The organism is Paenibacillus sp. Cedars, assembly GCF_003184205.1.
Taxonomy (GTDB): Bacteria; Bacillota; Bacilli; order Paenibacillales; family Paenibacillaceae; genus Paenibacillus_AQ; species Paenibacillus_AQ glucanolyticus.
Map to the genome: position 1 here is coordinate 483133 of NZ_CP020866.1, position 26376 is coordinate 509508.

The 26376-nt window shown below is 48.6% G+C and carries 28 protein-coding genes and 1 other annotated feature; of the genes, 17 read left to right on the forward strand and 11 right to left on the reverse strand.

The features are described from left to right. Positions 1–115: 115 nt before the first annotated feature. Positions 116–1198 (reverse strand): M23 family metallopeptidase, encoded by a 1083-nt coding sequence (locus B9D94_RS03830; protein ID WP_006212644.1) that lies wholly within the window; start codon positions 1196–1198, stop codon positions 116–118. Positions 1199–1420: 222 nt separating this feature from the next. Between B9D94_RS03830 and lipA the strand changes: the two genes are divergently transcribed. Together lipA and B9D94_RS03840 are read left to right on the forward strand one after the other, a co-directional pair. Continuing rightward, a complete protein-coding gene (lipA, locus tag B9D94_RS03835; protein ID WP_006212643.1) occupies positions 1421–2314 on the forward strand; it encodes a lipoyl synthase in 894 nt (297 codons plus the stop codon). Positions 2315–2341: 27 nt separating this feature from the next. Further along, positions 2342–2902 carry a YutD family protein gene (locus tag B9D94_RS03840; RefSeq protein WP_120662342.1) on the forward strand — a complete coding sequence of 187 codons (561 nt, stop codon included), beginning with the start codon at positions 2342–2344 and terminating at the stop codon, positions 2900–2902. Positions 2903–2951: 49 nt separating this feature from the next. Here the strand turns inward: B9D94_RS03840 and B9D94_RS03845 are convergent, their stop codons facing one another. Further along, entirely contained in the window at positions 2952–3755 is an 804-nt protein-coding gene (locus B9D94_RS03845) for an NAD kinase (RefSeq protein ID WP_036644790.1), read from the reverse strand. Between the two features lie 65 nt (positions 3756–3820). Further along, positions 3821–5053 (reverse strand): sporulation integral membrane protein YlbJ, encoded by a 1233-nt coding sequence (gene ylbJ, locus B9D94_RS03850; protein WP_148246480.1) that lies wholly within the window; start codon positions 5051–5053, stop codon positions 3821–3823. A gap of 409 nt (positions 5054–5462) precedes the next feature. On the opposite strand from ylbJ, the gene B9D94_RS03855 reads away from it, so the two are divergent. Continuing rightward, a complete protein-coding gene (locus tag B9D94_RS03855) occupies positions 5463–5840 on the forward strand; it encodes a globin domain-containing protein (protein ID WP_006212639.1) in 378 nt (125 codons plus the stop codon). 57 nt (positions 5841–5897) lie between these two features. Beyond that, positions 5898–6593: a DUF2225 domain-containing protein gene (locus B9D94_RS03860; RefSeq protein ID WP_172963903.1), complete on the forward strand. Its 696-nt coding sequence runs from the start codon at positions 5898–5900 to the stop codon at positions 6591–6593. Positions 6594–6672: 79 nt separating this feature from the next. Here B9D94_RS03860 and B9D94_RS31380 read toward each other — a convergent pair whose 3' ends face one another. Both B9D94_RS31380 and B9D94_RS03870 read right to left on the reverse strand, forming a co-directional pair. Beyond that, on the reverse strand, positions 6673–6903 hold the full coding sequence (locus B9D94_RS31380) for a hypothetical protein (RefSeq protein WP_009591425.1): 231 nt from the start codon (positions 6901–6903) through the stop codon (positions 6673–6675). Then, positions 6900–7085 (reverse strand): YycC family protein, encoded by a 186-nt coding sequence (locus tag B9D94_RS03870; RefSeq protein ID WP_006212637.1) that lies wholly within the window; start codon positions 7083–7085, stop codon positions 6900–6902. The genes B9D94_RS31380 and B9D94_RS03870 overlap by 4 nt, the downstream gene beginning before the upstream one ends. A gap of 127 nt (positions 7086–7212) precedes the next feature. Between B9D94_RS03870 and B9D94_RS03875 the strand changes: the two genes are divergently transcribed. Next, entirely contained in the window at positions 7213–9006 is a 1794-nt protein-coding gene (locus tag B9D94_RS03875) for a M3 family oligoendopeptidase (protein ID WP_120662348.1), read from the forward strand. A 293-nt stretch (positions 9007–9299) separates the two neighbouring features. Then, complete coding sequence (locus B9D94_RS03880) at positions 9300–9704, forward strand: hypothetical protein (RefSeq protein WP_006212634.1); 405 nt, start codon at positions 9300–9302, stop codon at positions 9702–9704. Between the two features lie 93 nt (positions 9705–9797). Here the strand turns inward: B9D94_RS03880 and B9D94_RS03885 are convergent, their stop codons facing one another. Both B9D94_RS03885 and B9D94_RS03890 read right to left on the reverse strand, forming a co-directional pair. Then, positions 9798–10019 (reverse strand): alpha/beta-type small acid-soluble spore protein, encoded by a 222-nt coding sequence (locus B9D94_RS03885; protein WP_006212633.1) that lies wholly within the window; start codon positions 10017–10019, stop codon positions 9798–9800. A 218-nt stretch (positions 10020–10237) separates the two neighbouring features. Further along, on the reverse strand, positions 10238–11227 hold the full coding sequence (locus B9D94_RS03890) for an aldose 1-epimerase (protein WP_063477753.1): 990 nt from the start codon (positions 11225–11227) through the stop codon (positions 10238–10240). A 176-nt stretch (positions 11228–11403) separates the two neighbouring features. Continuing rightward, positions 11404–11645, forward strand: a binding site (T-box leader). Positions 11646–11751: 106 nt separating this feature from the next. Here B9D94_RS03890 and trpS point away from each other — a divergent pair. After that, the gene (gene trpS / locus B9D94_RS03895; RefSeq protein WP_063477752.1) at positions 11752–12738 is read left to right on the forward strand and encodes a tryptophan--tRNA ligase; all 987 of its coding nucleotides are present in this window, start codon (positions 11752–11754) and stop codon (positions 12736–12738) included. A gap of 15 nt (positions 12739–12753) precedes the next feature. Here the strand turns inward: trpS and B9D94_RS30855 are convergent, their stop codons facing one another. Continuing rightward, positions 12754–12921, reverse strand: coding sequence for a hypothetical protein (locus tag B9D94_RS30855; RefSeq protein WP_006212630.1), 168 nt, complete (start codon positions 12919–12921; stop codon positions 12754–12756). 121 nt (positions 12922–13042) lie between these two features. Between B9D94_RS30855 and B9D94_RS03900 the strand changes: the two genes are divergently transcribed. From B9D94_RS03900 to B9D94_RS03910, 3 genes are all read left to right on the forward strand, one after another. Further along, positions 13043–13261 carry an alpha/beta-type small acid-soluble spore protein gene (locus B9D94_RS03900; protein WP_006212629.1) on the forward strand — a complete coding sequence of 73 codons (219 nt, stop codon included), beginning with the start codon at positions 13043–13045 and terminating at the stop codon, positions 13259–13261. Positions 13262–13544: 283 nt separating this feature from the next. After that, on the forward strand, positions 13545–14483 hold the full coding sequence (gene cyoE / locus B9D94_RS03905) for a heme o synthase (RefSeq protein WP_148246481.1): 939 nt from the start codon (positions 13545–13547) through the stop codon (positions 14481–14483). Between the two features lie 80 nt (positions 14484–14563). Further along, on the forward strand, positions 14564–15181 hold the full coding sequence (locus B9D94_RS03910) for an SCO family protein (RefSeq protein WP_036644742.1): 618 nt from the start codon (positions 14564–14566) through the stop codon (positions 15179–15181). Between the two features lie 120 nt (positions 15182–15301). Here B9D94_RS03910 and B9D94_RS03915 read toward each other — a convergent pair whose 3' ends face one another. Together B9D94_RS03915 and B9D94_RS03920 are read right to left on the reverse strand one after the other, a co-directional pair. Further along, the gene (locus B9D94_RS03915; RefSeq protein WP_148246482.1) at positions 15302–15649 is read right to left on the reverse strand and encodes a toprim domain-containing protein; all 348 of its coding nucleotides are present in this window, start codon (positions 15647–15649) and stop codon (positions 15302–15304) included. 427 nt (positions 15650–16076) lie between these two features. Continuing rightward, positions 16077–17228 carry an MFS transporter gene (locus B9D94_RS03920; RefSeq protein WP_036644738.1) on the reverse strand — a complete coding sequence of 384 codons (1152 nt, stop codon included), beginning with the start codon at positions 17226–17228 and terminating at the stop codon, positions 16077–16079. Positions 17229–17404: 176 nt separating this feature from the next. On the opposite strand from B9D94_RS03920, the gene B9D94_RS03925 reads away from it, so the two are divergent. The 6 genes from B9D94_RS03925 to B9D94_RS03950 all read left to right on the forward strand — a co-directional run bounded on the left by B9D94_RS03925 (position 17405) and on the right by B9D94_RS03950 (position 24368). Next, a complete protein-coding gene (locus B9D94_RS03925) occupies positions 17405–17851 on the forward strand; it encodes a hypothetical protein (RefSeq protein WP_006212624.1) in 447 nt (148 codons plus the stop codon). Between the two features lie 120 nt (positions 17852–17971). Then, complete coding sequence (locus tag B9D94_RS03930) at positions 17972–19120, forward strand: transglutaminase domain-containing protein (protein ID WP_148246483.1); 1149 nt, start codon at positions 17972–17974, stop codon at positions 19118–19120. A 128-nt stretch (positions 19121–19248) separates the two neighbouring features. Next, a complete protein-coding gene (locus B9D94_RS03935) occupies positions 19249–21300 on the forward strand; it encodes a peptidoglycan D,D-transpeptidase FtsI family protein (protein WP_148246484.1) in 2052 nt (683 codons plus the stop codon). Positions 21301–21454: 154 nt separating this feature from the next. Continuing rightward, a complete protein-coding gene (locus B9D94_RS03940) occupies positions 21455–22201 on the forward strand; it encodes a Cof-type HAD-IIB family hydrolase (protein WP_063477749.1) in 747 nt (248 codons plus the stop codon). Between the two features lie 7 nt (positions 22202–22208). Continuing rightward, a complete protein-coding gene (locus B9D94_RS03945) occupies positions 22209–22688 on the forward strand; it encodes a DUF456 domain-containing protein (protein WP_063477748.1) in 480 nt (159 codons plus the stop codon). Positions 22689–22742: 54 nt separating this feature from the next. Further along, the gene (locus B9D94_RS03950) at positions 22743–24368 is read left to right on the forward strand and encodes a putative polysaccharide biosynthesis protein (RefSeq protein WP_148246485.1); all 1626 of its coding nucleotides are present in this window, start codon (positions 22743–22745) and stop codon (positions 24366–24368) included. Between the two features lie 50 nt (positions 24369–24418). Here the strand turns inward: B9D94_RS03950 and B9D94_RS03955 are convergent, their stop codons facing one another. Further along, on the reverse strand, positions 24419–25822 hold the full coding sequence (locus B9D94_RS03955; protein ID WP_006212618.1) for a DUF2515 family protein: 1404 nt from the start codon (positions 25820–25822) through the stop codon (positions 24419–24421). A gap of 138 nt (positions 25823–25960) precedes the next feature. On the opposite strand from B9D94_RS03955, the gene B9D94_RS03960 reads away from it, so the two are divergent. Continuing rightward, positions 25961–26305, forward strand: a complete 345-nt coding sequence (locus tag B9D94_RS03960; protein WP_006212617.1) for a thioredoxin family protein — start codon at positions 25961–25963, stop codon at positions 26303–26305. The last annotated feature ends 71 nt before the right edge of the window (positions 26306–26376 follow it).

A 26376-nucleotide genomic window follows, 5' to 3' on the forward strand; every position in this document is an offset into this window, starting at 1 on the left:
ATTAGGGGTTAGCCTATTATTCGGAATACCTACCTGGGTTTGTACTCGGACCGTGTGATTGAATCAGTTGAGCAGTTGATGTCATTGAACGAAAAAAACGCGCCCTGAGCTAAGCTCAGGAGCGCGTCTTTTTCTTGGTTCGTCTTTCTTCTGCTTCCCAATGCTTCAGCAGCGGGTAAGGATCGAATGCCCACTCGGTGAGTCCGGTATCCCGGTAAATGCCGTAATGGAGATGAGGAGGAAATTTGCCTTGGGTTCCGGGCTTTCCGTACCCTGAGCTGCCGACCCAGCCCAGGGTTTGCCCCGGCGTCACAACATCCCCAAGCGAAATGCCTTTGTCGAAGCCTTGCAGATGGGCGTAATAGTGGTAATGGTTGTTCAGGTCACGGATGCCGATACGCCAGCCGCCGTATTTATTCCAGCCCTTGATTTCAACAACACCGTAACAGGTACTGCGAACGGGGACTCCATAATGGGCGAACAAGTCGGTTCCTTCATGGACTCTTCTGCCGCCCCAGTTGCGTCCCATTCCGAATGTGCTTCGGTAGGAATAGTCGCTTTGGACAGGCAGAGGAAAGGCATGATCGAACAAATCCAGCTTCCCAAAGGTCTCATACAGCTTGGCATACTGCATCACGCGCTGCACGGCCCGAGTGTTCTGATAGTACGACCACAATCCGATGCTGAAATCATCAGCGGCATGCCCATACGGAGATAGTCTTGTCGCAACCGTATAGAGAAGATCGATATTATTATTGGGGTCTGCCTTGCCATCTCCGTCACCATCCAGACCGATCCCTGAAAACACGCTGATCGACATCGGATCAACATCTTCCTGATTGGGATTTAAGGGACCGGTCCATCTTGTGGGAGGGATGAAGATGCCGATTGTCCGCTCTGGATGCTTGCGATCCTTGGGATGGACCCGGGTAAGTGTTCTTTCATACTGGTCGATGGCCGCAAGGCGATACCATGGAATCTGGGTCACGGTAGCAACCTGGTCGTACAACGATTTCCGATCAGCAAAAATGGCTGCGGCATCGATGCTTTCTACGGATTCATCGGCTTTGTTTATCGCGATAGAAGCGGATGCAAACACAGGTCCGCACATGCAGCAGGCAGCGGTCACTGCAGCCACTGCTGCAGTGGTCCAGCGATAATAGATGCCGCTGCGGCTCAATGGTTGTAATATCCTCAATGTGTCCTTCTCCTCCTTCTAGATTGTCATAATTAAGGACGGACAGTCATGCCTACACTGTAGGGTGAATCGAAATAAGGATTTTTATCCATGCCGCAAGTAGATTAATCTCATATCGATGCGAAACAAGTAATATGATGGTTTTCATGATATAATATGGGACAGTAAACGATGGGTTATGTCTTGCGTTATATCATTACAATTCGAAAGAAGGTTTTTTCTTTGTCTAAAACCAAACAGCCAAAACCTGACTGGATTCGAATCAAGCTGACTACTGGCGATAATTATAAAGAAATCAAAAGCATGATGCGATCCAAGACGCTGCATACGGTGTGTGAAGAGGCTCGCTGTCCAAATATTTACGAATGTTGGGCAAACCGCACGGCAACCTTCATGATTTTGGGCGATATCTGCACCCGTGCATGCCGATTCTGTGCCGTGAATACAGGGCTCCCAACAGAGCTGGATCTGCAGGAGCCGGAACGCGTAGCGGAAGCAGCAGAACAGATGAACCTGCGCCACTGCGTAGTAACAAGCGTGGCCCGCGATGATCTGAAGGATGGCGGAGCATACATATTTGCAGAAACCGTGAAAGCCATTCGCAGACGTTTGCCGTTGTGCTCCGTGGAAGTGCTGATTCCCGACTTCATGGGAAGTGAGGAAGCACTGAAGATCGTCATGGATGTGAAGCCGGACATTCTGAACCATAACATTGAAACAGTAGAAAGAATGTCGGATCGGGTTCGTGCAAAAGCCAAGTATGAACGTTCTCTGCAATTGCTGAAGAATGCCAAAGCGATGCAGCCTGATATTCCAACCAAGTCCAGCATCATGCTGGGTGTTGGGGAGCAATGGCATGAGATCCTGGAGGCTATGGACGATCTGCGGTCCGTTGGCTGCGATATTATGACGATTGGACAATACTTGCAGCCTTCACCGAAACATCTGAATGTGGATAAGTACTATACGCCTGAAGAGTTTGCTATCTTGAAGGAAGAAGGAATGAAACGTGGATTCAGTCACGTGGAGTCCGGTCCGCTTGTGCGCAGCTCTTATCACGCCCATGAGCAAGTGAAATCTGCGGAACGCAACAAGGAAGAGACTGTACAGTCTTAACCTTTGGAAAGGCAGGGGAAGCTTTCAATGATCGTTATCGGAAACAAAAGTTATGAAGTGTTAAAGGACCATCGAAACGGCTGGAATCCGGAAGCTTTCCGTGAGCGGTACAGCGAGGTGCTGGAACGCTATGACTATATCGTGGGAGACTGGGGTTACAATCAGCTTCGACTTAAGGGTTTCTACCGGGACAACCATCCCAAGGCTGCCAAGGATTCCACCTTCTCCAGCATGTCCGATTACATTAACGAATACTGCAACTTCGGCTGCGCCCACTTTGTGCTGCAGAAATCCAAGGAGCAGAAGGAAGCGAAAGAACGGGATTCCAAAGAGCCTGCAGAGGGTCCCGCATCACCCAAAGAAATTCGGGTAGATGGGGATCCTAAGGGAAACATGGATAACAAAGAAACCAAGGAAATGAAAGAAACACCGCAGGATGCCAATAAGGCAAGCAAGGATAACAAGAACCAGCGCGAGCGACGTGAAGCGAAGGAAGCGAGACGCGAGCACCGCGATCTTAAGGAATCCAAAGAGAAGGAAGCCAAGCCTTCGAAGGAGCTTAACCCTCCTGCAGAGCAGCACCAATAAAAAAGATCGGTCATCTGCTTAACAGATGACCGATCTTTTTTTAGTTCAATCAGCCAAGAAATGCATCCCTTACACGATTCCAGAACGGGAACGGCCGATAACGGGCAAAGCTGACCTGCTGCTCCGCCACTTGACAGCGCACGGAAACGAGATCATCAATCGAGATGTTGACATGATCGATGGTCAGCAGCAGACGCTGCTCTTTACGCGAGAATATATCACAATGATGATGCTTGGGCAGGAGGAGCGGTGAGCCCAGCGTACGGAATATCCGATTGTTAATCGAGGCGATCTCCGCGATCTGAAGGGCATCGATGGAGGGGTGTACCATGGCGCCGCCGACACTCTTGTTATAGGCCGTGCTGCCGGACGGCGTGGACACGCAAATGCCATCTCCCCTGAACATCTCAAAGGTTACGTCGTTGATGTCAATCTGAGCGACGACAGTGCCGTCAACGCCCTTAAGCGTAAATTCGTTTAAGGCAATGTAAGAGGACGTCCCTGATTTCTTATGGATTTCCAGCTGAACCAGGGGATACTTGACGAGACGCGGCTTCATGCCGCTGTGTTCGCCTTCTCCGCTCATATGATCAATTAGCTCCGTCAGTTCATCCGCCTTCCAGTCTGCATAGAATCCCAAGTGTCCCGTGTGGACACCAACAAAAGCGAGGTCAGGAATCCGGTCAATAAAAGTATGAAAGGCGTGCAGCATCGTACCGTCTCCACCGATGGAGACCACAATCTCCGGAGATTCTGCATCCAGCACAAACCCCCGCTGTTCCGCCAGCTTGTGAAACTGCTGGGTCAGCTCTACAGACAATGGGTCACCGCGGTCCAGAACATAATATCTCAAGTTGATAAGCTCCTTTGTAAAGGTTATATAAAGATGATAATCAATCTTGAAGAAGAACACAATGTTCACCTTGGGAATTTGCGGAATTTCTGCTGCAGTCCTTTTATGAACTGGATCAACAACGTAAATGTTATGAGGAAACCAAGCAGCATGCAAAAAGCCGCCATAATATGGGTATACCCGTTTAGAACGGAATTCGAAACAGCCGGCAGGGCCATGGTCGGAATGGAAGATCCCATCACGCTCTTCCACAACAGCATGACTGCTGTCGCGGCAATCAGGCCATGAACGAGTCTTGCGATGACAAACGGGAAATACCTGAGGTTCGTAGAGTTCAGGATGCTGATAATCTGTGCATGAACGGACAAGCCGCCCCATGACAAGATGAAGGCCGCTGCAGCCGCTTTATACGCCAACGGAATGGCGGCACCCGCTTCCCCGGCGTAACGCGCTCCGAGTGTTACTTCAAAAATCCCTCCTACGATGGCAGTGGAGAGGGACTCGGGCATGCCAACCAGGGACAGCATCAAACCGATAGCCTCGGTAAGCGCCGGGATAACGCCGGCACGGGTCCAAAGCTCGAGAAAGACGGAGAAGAATACAACGAGCCCGCCAACCACGATATTAAGCTGGAGCGATGATTGTATCGCTTGTCTAAGCAAGGTCCCCAAGTCCCGGCCATCCTGCTTCCTCGCAGCATGCATCGCACGAATCGCGGCTTTAACCCGGCTTGTCTTAACCTGAGACAGGTGAAGCGGCGATTCAGATGAGCTTTTAGCGTCATGTTTGCCATGAAACCTCATTAGCAGTCCGACAAGGAATCCACCGCCATAATGGGCTATTGCAAGAATGATACCGATTTTGGGATCGTGAAAGAAGCCGATGGAGACTGCTCCGATTAAAAATATAGGATCAGAGGAAGTGGTAAAGGCCACGAGCCGTTCGCCTTCCTCTCGACTTACCATTTTTTGTTCCCAAAGTTTGGCGGTTAATTTGGCACCGATCGGGTAACCTGATACATATCCCATTGCGGCAACGAATCCCCCTGCTCCCGGAATACGAAACAGGGGCCTCATCATAGGGTCCAGAAGGGTGCCAATCAGGTGCACCACACCAAACCCAAGCAGCACCTCTGAAATGACAAAGAACGGGAACAGGGACGGAAAGAGAACGTCCCACCATATCGCCAGGCCCCGAAGAGCGGATTGAAGAGCGGCATCGGGAAATACAGCCATCAGGATAATTACGCTGAGGAGTGCCGTTACAAGCATGAACCAGCCCATTTTTTTCATGGTCATATAATGAATACGCCCCCTGGCATCGATGTGAACTACTGAAATATAGGTCCATTAATTTAAAATCTATGCAGGATATAGGACAAACAGTATAAAAAAACATGAGAAAGCGGTTACAAATGTGCTTTATTTTCGAGGATATTGTGCTATAATAAAAAACATCAAAGCACATCTTTCGTATTATGTTTGGATGGAGTGATGATCATGAGCATAGTCGCAGGTATCCTAGTATGCGCCTTCGTTTATGTAATACGTGCTTCTCTCGTCCAGAGTGAAGAAGACTGGCGCAGTTATTAATAAGTTTCTAAAAGGTGCTAACCATTGCTTAGCGCCTTTTTTTGTTGTTTTTGCTATAATAAAAAGGTATATCCAATCGAAAGCGAATCATAAACAGATGGGAGAATTAGCGGATATGAATCCGAACTTAAGCATCTATGATAACCTCGGGGGTGCCGAGGGTGTACGTTCGCTCGTCGAAGCTTTTTATCCGAGAGTTCAGCAAAATGAATTGCTCTCGCCCTTGTTTCCGGAGGACATCATGCCGGTGATGGACAAACAATATATGTTCCTGAGTCAGTTCTTTGGAGGGCCTGCCCTATTCTCCGAAGCCTTCGGTCATCCCATGATGCGGGCCAGACATATGAAATTTCCGATTACGGACCGCCACGCTGAAGAATGGCTTGGCTGTATGGCAGGAGCCTTGATCGAAATCGGCGTGGAGGATGATCTGCGTGATTTTGTGCTACAGCGTCTTTCCGGTCCCGCCCACCATTTCGTCAATACACCTTAGTGCCTTGGAACTAGAAGTGGACTGGAATTAGACGCGAATGAAGGGATGGCGAATGGCGTGAAGTTAGAACCCTTGTATTCCATCAAGGTGGTTTGTGCGCACTGTGAGCAAGAATATTTAACATCTAGAGTAAGACCAAGCTTCAAAAAGGCATTCCGAACAGATACGGACTTCTGCGCTTATTATAAATCGGAGAATCCTGATTTCTACGTGGTGCGTGTCTGTCCTGAATGCGGATTTGCCTCAACGGAGAATTCGACTGTGAAATTGAATGAGCGGCAGAAGACGCTGTTCTACGAGCAGGTTGGATGCCGATGGGACAAGAGGGATATGGGGGGTCCACGCAGTCTGGAGGATGCCCTGGAGGCGTATAAGCTGGCTCTCCTCTGTGCGCAAGTGATCGGGGAGCGGGATCGGATTGTGGCCAGCCTGCTGCATCATATTGCTTGGCTGTATCGGTATCAAGGCAATCAGGACCAGGAGAACCGCTTCTTGAAATATAGTCTTGAATCCTATATCCGGGTGTTTGAACACGAAGGAGTAGGAGCAAACGATGCCCGTCTTCTATTCCTGATTGGAGAGATCCACCGCAGGCTGGGACAATTCCAGGAGGCGGTTCAATGGTTCTCCCGAGTGGTCCAGGACGAGAAGATTATGGATGCTGCCATGATCCGGGCTTCCAGAGAGCAGTGGAAGCTTATCTCGGAGCAGATACGGGAACAGAAGAACGCTGCAAAGGCGGAATCTCAATGAATGCAAAATGCAAACAGCCCGCCGAATGAAATGCCAGCAGGCTGATAAGAATGCTCATTCTTACTCGTACTAGGCGAAGTCAGCGAAGTCGCTGATCCGTGAGCAAGTAGTCGATGTCGCTGTCCAGTACGGTTACTTTATTATGGCAGCAGGGGAAGATCAGCAGCTTCTTTTTCCCCTCTCTAACACTCACTAATTCTTTGGGCTTCATTGGCAGTAATACATTGTCAGTTCCACAGAAAGGGCAGCTGTGTACATAAACGTCGTTTCCAACGACATCGTAAGGCCACGTATTAGAAAAAGGGATCATGAGTTCTCCGATGAGTGAGGCTCATCGTCCTTTTTCGAGGATGGCCCTTCATCATTTTTGGCAAGCTCGGCAATTTTCTGCATCAATATATGCTGTGGCATATGCATCAGCTGTTCCAGCGGAACGCCCAGCTGCTTGGACAGTGTAACCGCCGTCTCCGGTGATATTTGTAAAGGTCTCATGGCTTCCAGCTCCTTTTAGTTATAGCAGTAATTTGATTTATATATAGTTATACACTTTTCCCTATGCTCGCACAAATGGTATTACTGCATGGATTCATATTATGATTCGAAAGGTGATGAATGTTCGATGGCACTTCAACAAACTTGGGATTTAGATTCGATATTTCCTGGAGGGTCTTCCTCTCCACAGCTCGTGAGCTTTCTTGAGACCCTTGAGCAGGATGTACAACAGCTCCAACAGGATGTACAGGCACTGTCCGTTCCGGAAACCGTCGAGCGTGCGGCGAGCCTTGAGCGTTTCCTAGAGCAGTTTCAAAGCGCCTATGCCCGTATCCGTGAAGTCTCCGCATTTGTGAGCTGTTTGACCGCACAGAATGTGAATGACAAAAAAGCGGTTCAATTGACCGGCCGGGTAACTTCCTTGTCCGCAACCCTGCAATCGGTTAAGAACCAATTCGATAATGTGCTCCGCGGCATGAACGATGAGCTTTGGACCGCTTGGACAGGTACAGATAAAGTGTCTCAGCTGGACTTTGTATTGAACGAAGCCCGCAACCTTGCCAAGGATAAAATGAGCCCTGAGCTTGAAAGCCTGGCTCTGTCCCTCGGCGTTGACGGTTATCACGGTTGGGGAGAATTCTATGATACCATCGTGAAGAAAATCCAGATTCCATATGAGGAAGATGGCAAGACCGTCATGCTGTCTGCAGGACAGGCATTCAATAGAATGCATGATCCTCGCAGAGAAGTACGCCAATCCATGTTTGAAAAATGGGAGCAGGCTTGGGGAGATTCTGCCGATTACTGCGCGGATACCCTTAACCATCTATCGGGCTACCGCCTGAAGCTGTATGAGAACCGCGGCTGGGACGATGTACTGAAAGAGCCGCTCGCCATTGGCCGAATGAGCCGTGAGACTCTGGATGCCATGTGGGCCGTCATTCAGGACACCAAGTCGGTACTGGTGGAGTATTTAAACCGTAAAGCGAAGCTGCTGGGCTTGGAAGGCTTGTCGTGGACGGATGTGGATGCACCGCTTCGTACTTCGGCTGCCAAAATCTCCTACGATGATGCTGCCGTCAACATTGTCGAGCAGTTCCGTAAATTTAGTCCAAGGCTGGCAGACTTCTCGCAAATGGCCTTCGACAAGAGCTGGATTGAGGTCGAGGATCGTCCAGGGAAAAGACCCGGCGGTTTCTGTACATCCTTTCCGGCAAGCAGCCAGACGCGCATATTCATGACATTTGGCGGAACCGCCTCGAATGTTTCGACGCTGGCTCATGAACTCGGTCATGCTTACCACCAGCATCTGATGGGCGGAATTCCGGTTCTCAACCAGAAGTATGCAATGAACGTTGCTGAGACGGCCTCTACTTTTGCCGAGATGATTGTTTTTGATGCAATGGTGAAGGGTGCCGGCAGCGAAGAAGAGAAGCTGGCTCTGCTGGAAGAGAAAATTCAGAACAGCGTAGCTTTCTTTATGAATATTCATGCACGGTTCCTGTTTGAAACCCGCTTCTATGACAAACGGAAGAGCGGACTGCTCAGCAGCGAGGAGATTTCAGAATTGATGGTTGAGGCACAGAAGGAAGCCTACTGCGATGCTCTGACATCCTACCATCCTCATTTCTGGGCATCCAAGCTTCATTTCTATATCACGGGTACACCATTCTATAATTTCCCATACACCTTCGGTTATATGTTCAGCACAGGCTTATATGTACGGGCATTGGAAGAAGGTCCGACCTTTGCAGATAAATATGACGCGCTTCTTCAGGATACAGGTGTCATGTCCGTTGAGGATTTGGCTAAAAAGCATCTGGATGTGGATTTGACTCAGCGTGATTTCTGGCAAAGTGCAGCGGATTCTTGCGTATCCGATATCAGACAATTCTTGAAAATGACTGAAACTTTGGCATAATTTGTTGATTATCATCGGAAAAACAGATAAAAAGGCCGTTCCTGAAATGGATATTTCCATCCATATTCATGTTTATCCCGTCAAAATAGAGAAGCTCCCAGCGAGCTTCTTTTTTTGTCGTAAAAGAAAGAAAGTTGACGCAAAAAAGGAGTGAAAATCTAAAATATTTGTGCAATTTTAGTAATAAATACCCAATTGTGTTGAATATTGTTGATACATTGATTTCTTTATCCTATAATGAGTCACAAGCCCTAATAATAGGGAAGATTTACTAATAAAGGAGGGGAGAAGAGATGGTAAAACTAGATCAATTATCACTGGCTAGACAATTGGACATTGTTTTTAAAGAGCTGGAAGAAGAGTTGGGAGGTCTAAGTTCAGGGACAGTATTTGTACAAATACGAAACAATGTAATTGGTAAATTTGGCATACGGCATAATCCATTGGCTGGGCGAAACGGGGTCATTGCTCCTTGTGAAGAGGGGCTTAGTGAAGCTCAACAATTCTCTTTTCGTACGATGGCGCTTGAGAGTTTGAAGCATAAACGCCATTGGACACATGGCGAAATTAGTTATGAATTTATGGTACGGCAAGGAATTGTCGTGGTAGATGCTATTCTTGAATCGAACTATAACATGGCCAATCTAATGATTCGGTACCCTCGTAATACATATGCCGAAGCTGCTTCGGAATCCTGAAATCATTTATCATATAAAACATATAACGAAAGAGGCGATCTTTGGGGAGAAGATCGCCTCTTTCTATTTGTGGCTGGAGGGAAGAGATGCGAATTACAGGTTCGAACGACCCGATAATTGCTGCTCAGCCAATTGAACCAGACGTTTTGTAATGTAACCTCCCAATGAACCGGTTTCACGGGAAGTATAGTTTCCATAGTAACCGTCTTGTGGAATCGTTACACCCAGTTCTTGTGCAGCTTCCATCTTCAATTGTTGAAGAGCTGCAGTTGCTTGAGGTACGACAAGATTGTTAGAAGAACGACCTTGAGCCATGTCATGTCACCTCCTTTGATGTTGTATGAGGATATTATGACCTGAATGCTAGGGGTCTCATTCGTTCTGGAGGAAGATTGATCACTGGTAAAATTAGCCGATTCATAAAAATCGTCGTTTATATAGAACAAACCAGAGCAGCACCCTGGTTTCAAAGGTCAACTCTGGTTTGGATAAGTTAAGTATAGATGCTGGTCATCCAGCAGGGATAGAGTGAACTAATCTTGATGCGTTTCCGGTGAAGTTCTCTGGATGCTGATCTTGGTATTCAGATTGACGGTCTGTCCCGGTTCCAAATGAATCAGTCCGGTTTCGTCGTCCGGGAGATTCAGATTGGGAGCGTTAGGAAGCCAGGTATAGGGTTCGATACAGAGGAATTCCTCTGCGACGCCCTTGGTATAGAGCACCCAGTGCTTGAAAAAATCACGATCAGCCGAATAATGGATTTGATAGCCGTCATCCCGTTTAAGCAATGCCTCTGCCGGCTTGCCTTCAGGAATTCTCAGGATCGTATCCAGATCGGCATCCTTCATATTGAGTCCTGTATTCAGTAGTTCCAGATGGCCAAGCGGCGAGAGATCACCGGTTGGGATCAGTTCGTTGTCCAAGGTATAAATACCTTCTACAGGCAGATCAAGCGTCCAGCGATGCGGTTCGCCATCCAACAGGAACCACGTATGATAGCCCATGCCGAATGGTACAGGGCTAGAACCGAGATTGGTTACACGAAGACTCTGCGACAGGCGGGTACCTTGAAGGCGGAAGGTCATCTCCAGCTTCAGCGGTACAGGAAATTGAGCAATCCACTTTGGATCATCCGATGAGATGAACTCTGTCGAAACGGCACAACCGTCATCTTCTTCCTCAATGTCGCTGACACACCAAGCCTGTGAACGGTGGAGTCCGTGGATATGATTGTCGTTCGCGGTATTTTGATCAAATTGATACGTTGTTCCGCCATATTCGAAATGGCCCTTGGAAATTCGACCTGGCGGAATGAGCATCGGGATGCCGAAGTGGTAAGGCTTCTGCAGATAGAATGCAAGCTCGCTTTCATCTGGTCTTCGGAGAATTTCGCGTGTGTTCTCGATGTCTTTGATCCCAATGACGTTGTTACCTAGACGAGGAAGGAGAGTCACTTCAAGACGGCCGCTGTTTAAAATATAGGTGTCGTAACCATTCCACTGGCCTTTGGTCACTTGATTCATATCGATGCTCCTTTACTAACAGAAATCATGGTCTGGACGATTAAACACATCATAACAGATTTTTGTGGAAAGGGTAAAAGAAAAGCTTCAAAACCCAAGACAACCTGATTCCAAATTGGAATTGACAAGGCAGAGCAAGAGTTTTATCATTGCATGTAATAGTGAACCATAATGATGGAAACACGATGACAAGGACAAGTAAGCAGTGCGGTCTATCCTTCAGAAAGCCGGTGGTTGATGTGAACCGGTGGATCCGCTTTGCTGAATGGACCTTCGAGTGCCGAGCTGAACGGGAGAATGCTGTTATTCCTTAATATGCCGGCCGGGTATTCTCCGTTACAAGAATCTAAGGCTGCATCGATTTTTTGATATGCTGTTGCAGCGAATAAGGGTGGCACCACGGTCACACGTCCCTTGCGGATGTGTGGCCTTTTTTGCGTTCATATAGGCACGTAGGCATGCTTCGTATATCGGAGCAGACTCGGGATTGAAAGAATTTTTCGAGATAAATTGGAGGGCTAATCATGAAAACTGTATTATCGGGCATTCAGCCAAGCGGTAACCTGACACTGGGTAACTATATTGGCGCCATCAAAAATTTTGTTAAGCTGCAGGAAGCACATGATTGTTATTTTATGGTGGTCGATCTGCATGCCATTACCGTTCCTCAGGAGCCGAGCTCGCTTAGAGACCGTTCCGAATCGGTTGCCGCACTGTACGTTGCTGCCGGAATTGATCCAAATCGTGCGAATATCTTTTTGCAATCCCATGTGCCGCAGCACGCTGAGCTGGGATGGATCATGACAACCCTCGTCAACATGGGTGAATTGGAACGGATGACGCAGTTCAAGGACAAATCAGAAGGCAAGGATTCCGTAGGAGCCGGGCTATTCGTCTATCCAGCGCTTATGGCTGCAGATATTTTGCTCTACAATGCCAATCTAGTACCGGTGGGGGATGACCAGAAACAGCATCTTGAGATTACGCGTGATTTGGCTGCGCGGTTTAATCACCGGTTCGGTGAGTATTTCAATGTACCGGAGCCTTTCATCCCTGAAGTAGGCGCTCGGATCATGTCGCTTGATGATGCATCTAAGAAAATGAGCAAGAGCAATCCGGTAGAGGGAAGTTATATCGCGATGCTGGATACGCCGGACCAAATTCGCAAAAAAATAAGCCGTGCCACAACCGATTCCGGAACAGAAGTGGTGTATGATCCATCAGCCAAACCGGAAGTCAGCAATCTCATGAGCATTTACTCCGAATGTGCCGGAGTGTCTTTGCAGGAAGTGCAAGCACGCTTTGAAGGAAAGATGTACGGGGCGTTTAAGAAGGAGCTTGGCGAAGTGGTGGTGTCTGCTCTGGAGCCACTACAAAACAGATACTACGAAATTCGCCAAACCGGTGAAATTCATGACATTCTAGCCAAGGGAGCGGAGCAGGCACAAAGAACTGCGACTCAGGTGCTGGATGGCGTGAAAGACAAAATGGGCTTCCTGGCTCCGAGATAACGCTGTCCAACCTGTTTAAGAAGGTCTGCGTTTCGCTTTGATAATGAAGCCCCAGCCGATGTTGAAAATGGATAGGATCCCTAGACCGACAGCAAGAAATCCGTTATAGCTGATGGAGATGGCTGCAGCCGCCAGCAGAACGATGGAAGATACCGCAAACCAAAGAGATAAGCCTTTACTCATATGAAAAAACCTCCAAAGATAAAAAATTTAAAAAATACGTATAACGCTGCAAGAAGGAGCCATAATAAGTTTGCAAGCTTGCACTGGAATTACAGACATTCAGTGAAGGGAGATATTTAATATGGCACGCAGCAGCAACAATTTGGTGGTACCTCAAGCAACAGCAGCATTACAACGTTTGAAACTCGAGGCTGCTCAAGAACTAGGCGTAACGATTCCTCAGGACGGTTACTATGGTAACTATACTTCCCGTGAAACAGGATCCCTGGGCGGATACATTACAAAACGTTTGGTACAGCAAGCTGAACAGGCTCTTTCTGGATCTGGCCGCACACTGTAATATCTTTCTCATAACGTGAGTGGGAAGCCCGGAGCGCAATATTTGCGCTCCGGGCTTTGTATTCATTTCAGAGGCTCAACACGCATTCTAATACATAGACAAATTGTGCCTTAAACAACGGTATAACGTCAAGATTATATCGCTTCCAAATGTCACTGAATTGTCATATAGATGGAACGAATTCCGAAGGATTGCTAAACACTTTTTACTAATGATATGATAAACTTTATAGCGGAGGCAGTACTTCCTCCATAACGACAGATACAAGGAGGAACGTTTACACGTGGATAATCACTTGAGATACCAGGCTCCTTCAGAATCCGCGGCACTGGCCTCGGCAGCGCCTGCACCTCCCGATAAGGCGGGGACTTGGAAAGATTTTATCACGGTGACGAAACCCGGAATCATCCGGTCAAATTTGATAGCGGCTTTTGCCGGATTTTGGCTAGCATCGCGTTGGGATATCCAATTTGGATTGATGATTATGACACTTCTCGGAACCGTGCTTGTCATGGCTTCGTCCTGTGTATTCAATAACTATTTTGACCGTGAACTCGACATGAAGATGGAACGGACCCGGAACCGCTCTCTTCCAACCGGACGGCTGACGCCAAAGGTTGTTCTTTGGTATGCCGTCATTCTTGGGGTGGTCGGACTAGCTATACTATTCTCGTTCTCCGGTGTACTGGCAGGTATATTCGGAGCTATCGGCATGTTTGTTTATGTGGTTGTCTATACACTATGGCTAAAGCGCTCTTCGACATGGAGCACCTCGGTAGGCGCGATTTCTGGAGCAATGCCTCCGGTGATCGGTTATGTGGCAGTGACAGGAAGCGTAGATATGGCAGCATTTCTGCTGTTCGCGCTGTTGTTCCTATGGCAACCGCCCCATTTCTGGGCGCTGGGCATTCGTCGGGTCGAGGAATATCGGGCAGCGGGCTTCCCTCTACTGCCAGTTGTAAAAGGAATCCCGCGCACGAAGATACAGATGATTCCTTATTTGGTGCTTCTCATTCCGATACCGATTCTGATGTACGCGTATGGGTATGCAGGTATATTTTTTCTGGTTATCGGACTCTTTCTGGCTATTTGGTGGCTTTACGCCGCACTGCAGGGTTTCCGTGCCAAGGACGACGAAGCCTGGTCCAAAAAAGTATTTATTATCTCCATTAACTATTTGACCTTGAGCCTGATCGTTCTCATACTTAACACCACTTTTTAATAAGGTGGAGTTGCTATAGGCAGTATATTCCCTGATTAGGAACTGGGTTTGTTTGAGACGAAGGGAGAACGAGGAAGGTCATGAGTGCATTCAAACGGTATAAATGGACTTGGGTATTGCTTGCTGTCTGTGTAGTTGCAGCTGTTTATCTGGTTTACAATTCGCTCGGCTTCGGAAAAGAAAAATTTCCGATTGTTCGTGAGGTTGCCGCCTATTCCATGGAAAATGTGGATGGGAAGACCATCACTTCAGAAGATACCAAAGGCAAGGTGAAACTGATGTACTTCTATTTCACCAGCTGTCCGGATGTATGTCCGATTACAACATTGGTCCTTTCACAGATACAAGAAGACTTGAAAAAAGAAGGTTTGTTTGGAAAAGAAGTTAACTTTGTGTCCATCTCCTTTGACCCGGAAACCGATACGAAAGAGAAGATTAAGGCATTCGGGGACCGATTCTATGCCGATTATAGCGGCTGGTACTTCCTTCGAGGTGATCAGGAGGAAACGCGGAAGCTGATGCAGGAATCCTTCAAGATTCCGCTGCTTGGCAATAACTCGACCAATTTCACTCATGGCAACTCCATTGCGCTGGTTGACCGGAATAACAATATTCGGAAGACCTATAACGCAGCGGATCCGGCGCAAGTGAAGACCGAGGATATTGTGCAGGACATTAAGACCTTAGTTAAGGAATAACATAGTGGTAAAACCAAAAGACGCGCTTCATCGTTAAAGATGGAGGGCGTCTTTTTTATATTCTTCAACTGGCTCATAAAAGGCTTTGGACCAAATCAGGCGTTATTTACCCAGGGTAAATCAGAATTCATCAGGTGGCGGATAAATAATGAATTCTTCCAGCCCGGCTTTCTCCAACTGGGCAATCAAGTATTCATCCGGGGTTCCTTCAACACCGGCATACCCCCGGCGTGTATAGATTTGCCCGGCATCTGGGAAGACATCTCGCAGGGCCCCGCGAATTTTCTTGCCGGAGCTGTCATTATCCATAAACAGATAAACCTCATGGTCTTTCACCTGTTTATGCAGGCTCTCAAGCTTGGCGGTGTTTAATGTTCCGAATGTACACAGGATGGTTATATCTGATGTCAGCAATCTGCGGATTCGGCTGCGATCGTTCTTGCCCTCTACAATGAGGAATATCGGCATCTTTTTTCACCTCTGTCATGATACGGAGATCCTTGGCAGCATTCCCCGGGAAATGTTGATTCGACGTCGAATGATGTATGTATAGTGTAACTTGTTTTTTGTTGATCATGCAAAGCAAACGAAATAAACGGCCATCCGAGTGGAAGGCCGTTTAAGCTAATCCATGTATTCTAGTAGAAGCAGCTCAAAATGATGACAAGCAGAATATACAATACAAGTACCATGCCTACAGAATTTCCATGGCCTCCATGACAGTGCTTATGATGATGAACATGACTCATGTTACTTCACCCCTTGGTTAGATGTCCGTGGTCATTTGCCACACTGTATCTTATGTGGTTTTACCCATACGGATTGTGTGTTGGCCTATCCGCCACTTTTTGGGCGCTTCATCATAACAGGGTACAGGTTCATTAGTCATTTCAGACTATAACGGTGAGATGACCGTTGATGGTGCTTCACGATTGCGTTTCGGAAGCAGGAGCAGGACTGTCATCAGCATGAGGAATGCGATAAAATAAGGAGACACTATCGTCCGGAACTGTCCAGCTGCAATCGGTCCGACAAAGGACCCCAGCGACATCGCAATGGATTGCAAAGAGAATACTTTGCCGAGTCTGCCTCCTCCGCTAAGTTCAATAAACAGGGAGGATAACGCCGGGAACAGCAGGCCCTTGGCAAGACCCAGGGAAAACAGGATAACCATAATCGGCACATGGTCTGCTGCAGCCAGAGCGTAAAAGCAGATCGCCAGTCCCAGCACGCCCAAAGCGACCCTGATATGAGGCGCATAACGGTTCAGGAACAGCATGCTTAACGTGACCAGAGCCCCAAGGCTAATGACGGAGAATAAAATCCCCGTAGACATTATGCTTGCCTTCCCGCTTTCGCGAAGCGGAATTTCGAAGAACAGTATGCCTTGAGAGCAGGCGATAGCAAACGGAATTAAATAAAGGCGCAAGCTAAACGGAAGCCGTGCCGGCTTCTCTTCCTTGGAAGCCAAAGCATTTTCTTTATTGGCGGCCGTGGCTGATAACCGCTTGGGTAGACTGAAGAATGCCATAAACCCGGTAAAGATCAAGAGCCAGCCCAAACTCTGAAATGTACCGGAAAAACCGGCGTTAGCGACAATAAAAGCTCCTGCTGCCGGTGACAAAACAGAGGCAAGGGTGTGTACGACGCCATGACCGGACATGTATTTGCCTTGCGTAACCGGATCACGGGAGAGAGACGCTAACAGCGCCAGGCAGGCTGGTGATAAAAAAGCCAGTACAAAGCCGCTGATCGAGCGAAGCGCGAGCAACTGCCAAGGCAATTGGACATGAGCTTGGAGTAGCAGGATAACTCCAGCCGCAGTTAAACTGAAAATAATGTAGCGTCTGCTGCCGTGTCGGTCGATCAGATTACCTGCAATCAAATTGCCAGGCAGATGCGTCAAAGCATAAATTCCCATCATCCACCCGATAAACGTGGGAGCTGCACCAAGGGAAATCGCAAAAGGTGTCAGCACGGGATACTGAGCATGCAAATCAAAAAACGCCAGAAACAAAAACATATAGAGCCATAAAGCGGTTTTCAATATGGCACCCTCCTATCCGGCAAGAGTTCGGTATTACTACTTGTACGTTCGAAGGGGCAAGCTTATACCTTTTTGTGAAAAGACCCGGTTGGCTGACAGCTTTGCGGGGTATCATGTATAATTAATAAGACGGCAAAAAATACGCCGCCTGAAAGTATGGACGGGAGTGAAATAAATTGGATACACAGGTCTGGATTGAATTTCTTAAACAAAACTGGCTGGTCATTGCGATTGCCTTAATTATCTTGTTTATTGTACTGAATGTGTTAAGAACCGTAATCAAGTGGGTACTTGCGGTCCTTATCATTGGGGGATTGCTGGTGTACAGCGGAATTTCCTTGGATAAGATTGGGGAAGTGGTGTCCACGGTGAAGGAAGAGACGGTGGATACGATAAAAGCGGAAGCGATGAATATGATGATGAAGGAAGCGAAGGAAGCCAAATATACATCGAATGGGGACGGCACCTACTCGATTAAAGCTCCCAACCTGGAGCTAAAGGGCAGTGCTGGTTCAGAAAAGGTTGAGGTCACTTTCCGCGGGGTTTCGGTAGGAAAGTGGGATATCAATGATACGATCCGGAGTTTTATCAACGATGCCAAGTCCAATACAGCCACTAAATAAAGAATACTACCATAATCGGATGCGGATGTAAGGCAGCGTGGGCAAGTTTATCTTATTGCCAGCAAGCCTGCCCTCTTACATCGGTAGACAAGACATCTTAGGGAGAGGAGGGGATACCGTATGATGTCGGCATGGAAGGATAGCGTGCTCGATGGAAACGGAATTACCATCTTGTTGCTGCTGATTGTGGCTTTTTCATTATGGCAGGGGTGGAATCGTGGAGCCTCCCGCTCAGCCGGGAAGCTTGTTTTTTTTCTGGGGGATGCGGTGCTGCGTTTGGTTGGTCTTGCAATTTCCGTTCCGTTTACATTGTGGTTATCACCCAAGGCAGGGGACTGGTTGGGTGCTGCCTCAACGCTGCCGAATCGTGAACTGCAATTCTGGGAGCAGATTTATTATACGGCTCTAAAATCGCTGGCGGATTTTCCGCTGCTGAGGTTTGCCGTGCTGTTTATGCTCAGTTATGCGCTGATTGTATTTATGCTTCGGCTGCTTGTTTCCCTGATCATGGGAAGCAGGATGGGAGTCTTCGGATCGAGAAAAGAAACCCGGGCATCGCTGCCCAGCCGGCTTGCAGGTGCGGGTATCGGAGCCATCATGGGGGCTGCGCGGAGCATTATCGTGATCGCGATTTTGTTCATCTATGTCAGTCTGAATCCGGACCACGGCTTTAGCCGGTATGTTGAAGCTTCACCCGTATATCAGCAGGGTGCACAAGCTGTTATTGAGCCGCTATCCGGTTCGCTTGTCAAGGAAAAGCTGCCCGTATTCACCCAATCCGTTCAGGATGAACTGAATGGAATCATACAGCGCAAGTATGAGGTGATCGACCATAAGATTCCCGAGGGAATCGAACAGACAGCCGCCCATGTCGTGAAGGAGGCAGCCACCGACGAAGAAAAGGCTCGAAAGCTTTATGATTGGGTTGGCAGCCGCATCTCGTATGATCATGACAAGGTAACATTGTACGAAGAGCAGCGGATATGGAAAGAGCAGACGCCCCAGGATACGTATGATACAAGGTTAGGCGTATGTATCGACTATGCCCGGCTGTATGCCATGATGGCACGGTCACAGGACCTCGAAGTCAGGGTGGTGACCGGCAGGGGCTACAATGGACAAGGCGGTTATGGCCCCCATGCCTGGAATGAGGTTTATTTGAGTGAAGAAAAGCGGTGGATTCCGCTGGACCCAACCTGGGCACAGAGCGGCAACTGGTTTAACCCGCCGCGCTTCAATGAGACTCATATTAAAGAGCAAGTGTTTTGATGATGGACAGGGGCGGACTTTCACAAGGGAAGTCTGCCCTTCTCTTGAGGTCGGCCCTCCGCGTGAAGTGGGGGGGCGTTTATGTTAAGATGGGTTTATGTGATTGTGGGTAAAGGGGAGAAGCATACGTGAAAGGGTTTAGGCCGGATAAACGCAAACAAGAAGAAGGGGATGCCGGCAGTCAGTTTAATTTGCGGGTCAATCTGTTCTTTTTCAGCACATTTATCATATTCTGTGTCATTATTATACGTCTTGCGATACTGCAGTTTGTCGAAGGGCCTGAGCTGAAAGAGCTCGAAACCGGCGGGCAGGTTAAGAATTTCCCGCTGCAACCCATCCGGGGGAGCATCATCGACGCTTCCGGAACGCCGCTCGCTTACTCGACACCCTCCCAAGCACTGTATTTAACGCTGTTAAAGGATTACAGTTCCTCTGAGAGAGGGAAGAAGAACCGTCCGGAAATTGAGAAGTTGGCTGAGGAAATGGTTAAGATATTCGATCAGCATGGGGACCCGAAGGCAGAGAAGCTGACGGTGGACGACGTGACCAAAGCGATGGACCTGGAGTTCAATAAGCAGCCGGGTTATGAGCCGAGACGCATCAAGTCCGAGCTTTCAACCAAAGAAGTGGCTTATTTCATGGAGCACAAGAACGAGTATCCTGGGTTGGAGGTCGTTGAAGAAAGTCAGCGACAATACAATCAGGACAGAATCGCCGTTCAGACCATCGGTTATTTGAAAGAGTTCCGCGGAATTAAGACACTGGAGAAATATAAAGAGATTGATGAGCAGAACAAGAAGCAAAAAGATCCGGGACTCATCTACACCGAGCAGGAAAAGGTTGGTGTTGATGGCCTGGAAATGATGTTCCAGGATGAGCTGCGCGGCAAGAACGGATATATCGGCATTCCGATTAATCCGCAGAACATGGCGGACGGGGTCCCAACAATGATCGCTCCGGAGAAGGGGTATAACATTCATACCACCATTCATAAGGATATCCAGAAGGTTACCCAGCAGGCGATCATGGATCAGCTGAAATGGCTTCATGCCAACCCGGTTTCTGGCAAAACGCACCCGAATGCACAAACGGGTTATGCAGTGGCCATGGAAGTGGATACCGGCAACATCGTGGCCATGGCCAGCATGCCTGATTATGATCCGAATGTGTGGGAGTTCGGGACCGAAGATTGGGAGACGGTCATGAAGTATTACGGGAACGGAACCATCTCTCCGTACAGCTCTGGGCGCTCCGGCAACAATCTGGAATCGACTGTGCTGCTCGGCTCTACGATAAAACCACTGAGTGTGTTGATTGGTTTGAACGAGAAATTATTCGGGCCCAACGACTACTACTATGATTCTGGTGCTGCATTCTTTGGTAAGGATAACTCAAGAGTTCAGAACTCCGGTGGTAAATCCTACGGGTCCCTCAACGCAAGAAAAGCGATTGAGCATTCCTCCAACGCCTTTATGGTTGATTGGATTGGGGAAAAGCTATATAACAAATATGGCTCCGAATCCGTTGGAATATGGGATAAATACATGAAGAAGTTCGGTCTGGGTGTATCCACCGAATCCGGTCTGCCGAAGGAGCATAAAGGAATTATCGAGTATACCAACATTGAGCAGGCGGGAAGTTATTTGGCGGCCATGGCATACGCTTCATTTGGCCAGTCGGGTAAATATACGACCCTTCAACTGGCGCAATATGCCAGCACACTTGCCAATCAAGGTGAGCGTATTCGGCCGCAGCTTGCGAGCAAGATCGAGGATCAAGACGGCAATGTGGTCAAGGAATTCAAACGCGAGGTGCTGAATAAAGAGGAATTCCCTCAGCAGTACTGGAATGAAGTTATTGCTGGGATGAATACCCAAGGGCTTCGGGCTTTTGAAGACTTCAAATATGATTTTGCCCGGAAAACAGGAACATCGGAGCAGGATATATATAAAAACGGAAGCCGGATTAGGGTAGAGAACGGGGTATTCATCGCATTTGCACCGCGGCAGAACCCTAAGCTGGCCGTTGCCGTCGTAATTCCGGAGGCCGGCTTTGGTTCCCAAAGTGCGGCGCCGGTGGCCCGTAAAATATTTGATGCATATGATGAAATATACGGTCTGGACGGTACGCCTCATCCTAAAACCAATAATGATGAGAACCAGGACGGCGAAACGGAGTAATAAAAGGTAACGGCAAAACGGCAGCCAACAGCCCGAATGGGTTGGCTGCCGTTTCTTTTATGCCGTCGATACGGGGGAATGTTTTGGCGCACCCTCTTTTGTGGTAAAATGTCGTTATGTTTGCTTGTGATGGATAAGGGGGTTAATTAATACCATGAATTATAAATATCGTTTGTTAGCATTGGATATGGATGGAACACTGCTTCAGGATGATCATGAGGTGTCGGAGGAAACGGTGAAGTGGATCAAGGAAGCCGTCCGTCAAGGCATCCATGTCTGTCTCTCAACAGGTCGGCCGTTTGCGGAGGCTTATCCTTATGCCAAACAGCTTGAATTGACGACACCGATGGTGACAGTGAATGGCGGTGAAGTGTGGCGTGCGCCATATGAACTGTATCGCCGCGCGCTGCTGGACAGCAAGCTGGTGGAACAAATGCATGCGCTGGCTATTGAAACCGGATCCTGGTTCTGGGCGTATTCAGTAGATAGATTATATAACTCTGAGAACTGGACAGATGATGTTGCGAATCAGGAATGGCTGAAATTCGGTTATACTACGAAGGATCATGAGGTGCGTCACCGAATCCTGATGCGGCTGCAGGACATGGGCGGATTGGAGATCACGAACTCCTCTCCCATAAACCTGGAGATCAATCCGCAGGGCGTCAATAAAGCGACGGGAATCGGGCAGGTATGCGAATTGCTCGGCATCAGCATGTCCCAGGTTGTAGCGGTAGGGGACAGCCTGAACGATCTGGCCGTGATTCAGGAGGCGGGCCTTGGCGTGGCTATGGGCAATGCCCAGCAGACCGTTAAGGATGAGGCAGACCTTGTGGTTTCAAGCAACAATGAGGACGGCATCGTGGAGGTCATCAGGGATCATATTTTGATCGAAGGGTGAGATGTAGATGGACGTATTGGGCTGGATTATCGTAATTGCTCTGTTTATCATTGGTATGGCCGGAGCAATTTACCCTATTTTGCCGGGGGTTGTCGCCATTTACCTGGCGCTGTTCGTTTACGGCTGGTTTTTTACATTCGAGCATTACAATACATGGTTCTGGATCATCCAGACGATCATTCTGGTTGTGCTGTTTGTCGCCGATTATGCGGTTAACGCATGGGGAGTCAAGAAGCTGGGCGGATCCAAAGCCTCTATATGGGGCAGTACGATTGGACTCATTGTCGGCCCCTTTGTAATCCCTGCTTTCGGATTGATCATCGGTCCGTTCCTCGGTGCATTTCTGGGTGAAATGTTCGCGGGGTCAGGACCAAGCAAATCCGCGAAGGTGGGGTTCGGCTCGGTCATCGGATTGTTCAGCAGCATTGTGGTCAAGATCGTTTTACAGCTGGCGATGATTATTATTTTCTTCATCTGGATTTTCTAATAGACGTTTGGATCGCTGTGAGAGGCGTTTTGGAGGAGAAAGAAGGGTACGGTTTTGTCAAAGAAAGAATCATTTATTAAAGGCACCATCATCCTGGCCGTTGCTGCGCTGGTGGCCCGTGTACTTGGGCTTGCGCAGCGGGTGCCGCTTGAGCATATGTTGAATGATATAGGGGATGCCTCATTTACGATTGCTAATAACGTATATTTAATGCTGTTAACCGTAGCTACGGCAGGAATTCCCAGCACGCTGAGCAAAATGGTCTCGGAGCGGCATGCACTGAATAAGCCTGCCGAGGCACAGCGCGTCTATCATGCAGCGCTTATCTTTGCCGGAGCGGCCGGCGTCATCATGACGCTCCTGCTGTATTTTGGAGCACCCTTCTATGCAACCAATATAGCTAAGGTGCCGGAATCCGCAGCTGCGATACAAGCATTGGCTCCTGCCCTGCTGCTGTTCCCGGCCATCGCGATGATGCGGGGGTATTTCCAGGGGCGCAACAATATGACGGCAGGCGGCATCTCTCAGATCATCGAACAGATTGCAAGGGTTTTAACTGCTATTGGTCTGGCATATGTGCTTCTGCGTCTGGGTTATGACGATACCTGGATTGCGGCCGGCGCTTCCTTTGGTGGCGTACTCGGCAGCATCGGGGCATTTGCGGTGATGCTGTACTTCACGGTAAAACTTCGCCGAAGTGACCGGGAACTCGAGCTACCGGCAGCCGACCGTTCCATTCCGCTCGGGGGAATATACAGGGATATCTTTACCCTGTCCATTCCGATTGTCTTATCATCGCTGGCAGTTCCAGCCGTCAATTTCATTGATGGTTCCATTGTTAAGCCGCTGCTTATGGGACAGATTGGTCCCGAGCAAGCAACAGCAGTACTTGCGGTGTTAGGAAACCGGGCACAGAGCGTGGCAGGAATTCCGCCGATCTTAGCGATTGCGCTGAGCACCTCACTCATTCCGATCATCTCTGCAGCCTTTGCCCGAAAGGATCAGGAGCATTTGGAACGACAAGTGACGCTTGCTATGCGTGTTGCTATATTGACGGGAATGCCGGTTGTTATCGCACTTTGCGTTGCATCTTATTCTATTAACGGCTTGCTGTTCAGTTCCCTCGGGGGAAGCGGGATTATTGGCTTTCTGACGTTTGGCACCATTTTTCAGATTACGATGATGACCACGAACTCGATTCTGCTCGGTATCGGCAAGGCCAAGCTATCGATGGTTCACGTTATGATCGGCATTGTGGTCAAACTGGCCGCGAGCTTCCTGCTTGCACCGTTGTTTGGCATTTATGGCATCATTGCAAGCACGGCTCTCTGTTTCCTGGTGATCACGATGCTCAATCTGCGATCCATTAAAGCGATTGTTTCTTTCTCCATCCTGGGCAAACGCTGGACAGGCTTTGGATTGACCGTCATTGCAGCCGGCGGAATCGGCTACGGCCTGAATCAGGCCGGTATTCAATTGGTTGACGTCATGCCGGCACGACTGGCATTCCTGCTGACTTGCCTTATGGTGGGCGTAGTTGTTGTTATGGTATATCTGGTGCTGCTGGTGGTGTTTGGCGTACTGCGTCAATCCGAGCTCAGCAGTTACCCGCGCCCGTTGCAGAAGGTGTTCCGTCCGCTGATGAGACTGCAGCCTTCGCGAATGCGGGATCGGGGATAACCCAGAGTTTAAGAGCAGCAGCACAGAATAGAATGGAGACCTTCCCAACCTCATCGGGATGGTCTCTTCCTGTTTTCATGGGAATGGATTCGCTCCGATACGTCATGCACGATGGAGGTCTTCTCAAGCGCGGCGCGATGGGCGTGGGTCATATCCGGCAGCAGTGGGCGTATTGGCTTGCGAATGTGACGGAGCATCACGCGGCCTTGATACCAATCGTACCGGGGAATGGGTTCCTGGGATTCATCCTGCCAGATCTCCTCAATATGGGGGCTGTATAGACGCCCTCCCTCCGGCAGCCACTCAGACTGGATCAGGTTGCGACTCTCGTGAGTATTATTCATAGCGGACTCAAGGGTCGGGGTAAACAATGCAGGCCAATATTCGGCCCGCGATCCCCGATGCTTGGTCGACTGCGCGAATGCCAGCACGGAGTGGAATATTTCCTCATAACCAAACAACAAAGCGTATAACGTTCTGCCCGCCTTGATCCGAATGCTCAGATCAGCAAACTTGGGGATCGTCATTCCGGCTAAAGGCCTAGTTGAGTCAGGAGGCTCTTGGGAAGCCATCATGTCCGCCTCGGGTCCGCTGACTTGTCCAAGTGGAAATACAATCTGATTCAGCCTGGCCAGCTCATGGATCCGAAAGAAAGGTTGCTCCAGAACATGCTCCAGGTAAAAAGGGTGCCTTGCCACACGTCCTTCAATATAGTTCTGCTCGTTAATGATCAGGGCAACCGTCAGCAGCGAACTCCCACGGTCCAGCCAGAACTGCTCCCAAAACGGAGTCATGAAGGCCGAAATATGGAAGTGAGGGAGCAAATGGAATAAAGGAGCTCCTTTTTTCCGACTGTGGATATAGAGAAGCAGCTGTGGATAGGCATCCTGAAAGATCAGAGCATTGCAGCGCTCGAGGAACCGGTACAGATGGTTCTTGAACTGTGAATCCGTGAGATCGGACATTAATCCACCCTTCAGATCACTCATATTCCACCCGGCATTTCGTGATACCATATGGGCCAGCAAAGCCCAGTGCAGCTCAGGATATGACTTATAGCAGTCATAATACGCTTGTGTACGGGTCACATTGCTCCGATTCGCATTCGCTGCAGCCTCCTGAATGAGAAGAATCAGCTCTTGCTCTTCCTGGGTTAGGTTATGAAGTTGATTATGACTTCGAATGCTGCTGTATCCTTCTGTAGAGGACATCAGTGAACCGGGCGGTTGAAGATAGGGATGGGAGGAGAGGATATCCTTAAGTTTCCTACGGATGGTTCTTACTGCTGCGTAATCCCATCGTAATTCATGCTTGTTGGTTGTGAGTTTTAAGGAAATTTGCCATGAGGCGAGCGTACCGGACCAAGATTCTGCAAGGGCATGCGGAATGGCGGCTGTCCACGCCCATACATCCTTTCCCCCCTTTTTATTATCTCTGGTTCCGTGCGAGTGCATTGCAGTTGTCACCTGCACTTTCTGATGAAATTCCAGGGTTTCAACATGGTAATGTCAGTATGCCTCTAAAATTTGACTTCCACTCAACATTTTGATTCACTAAGGGTGAAGGAATTCGACGTAAAGGGGAGATAATCAATGGAAAAAATCACTTCAGAAGCAGAATTTCAGGTTGCAATCCAGTCTCCGCGACTGACCGTTGCCGTATTTAAAGCAGACTGGTGCGGTGATTGCAAGTTTATCGATCCGTTCATGCCGGAGGTAGAGACTAAATTCTCGAATCAACTGACTCTGGTAGAAGTTGACGTCGATGCTGTCGGTGACGTGAGTCAGCAGCAAAATATTTTGGGAATCCCAAGTTTTGTTGCTTATTCAGACGGACGCGAGCTGGTTCGCTATGTTAACAAACTTCGCAAATCGCGAGAAGAGATTGAAGACTTCCTGCAGCGCGCTGTGGATGTATACGATACGATTCACAAGTAAAGCATGGATAATAGCACCGCCGCCTCATAGCTATATCGGGCGGCGGTGCTATTTTACATAACAAAGGGTTT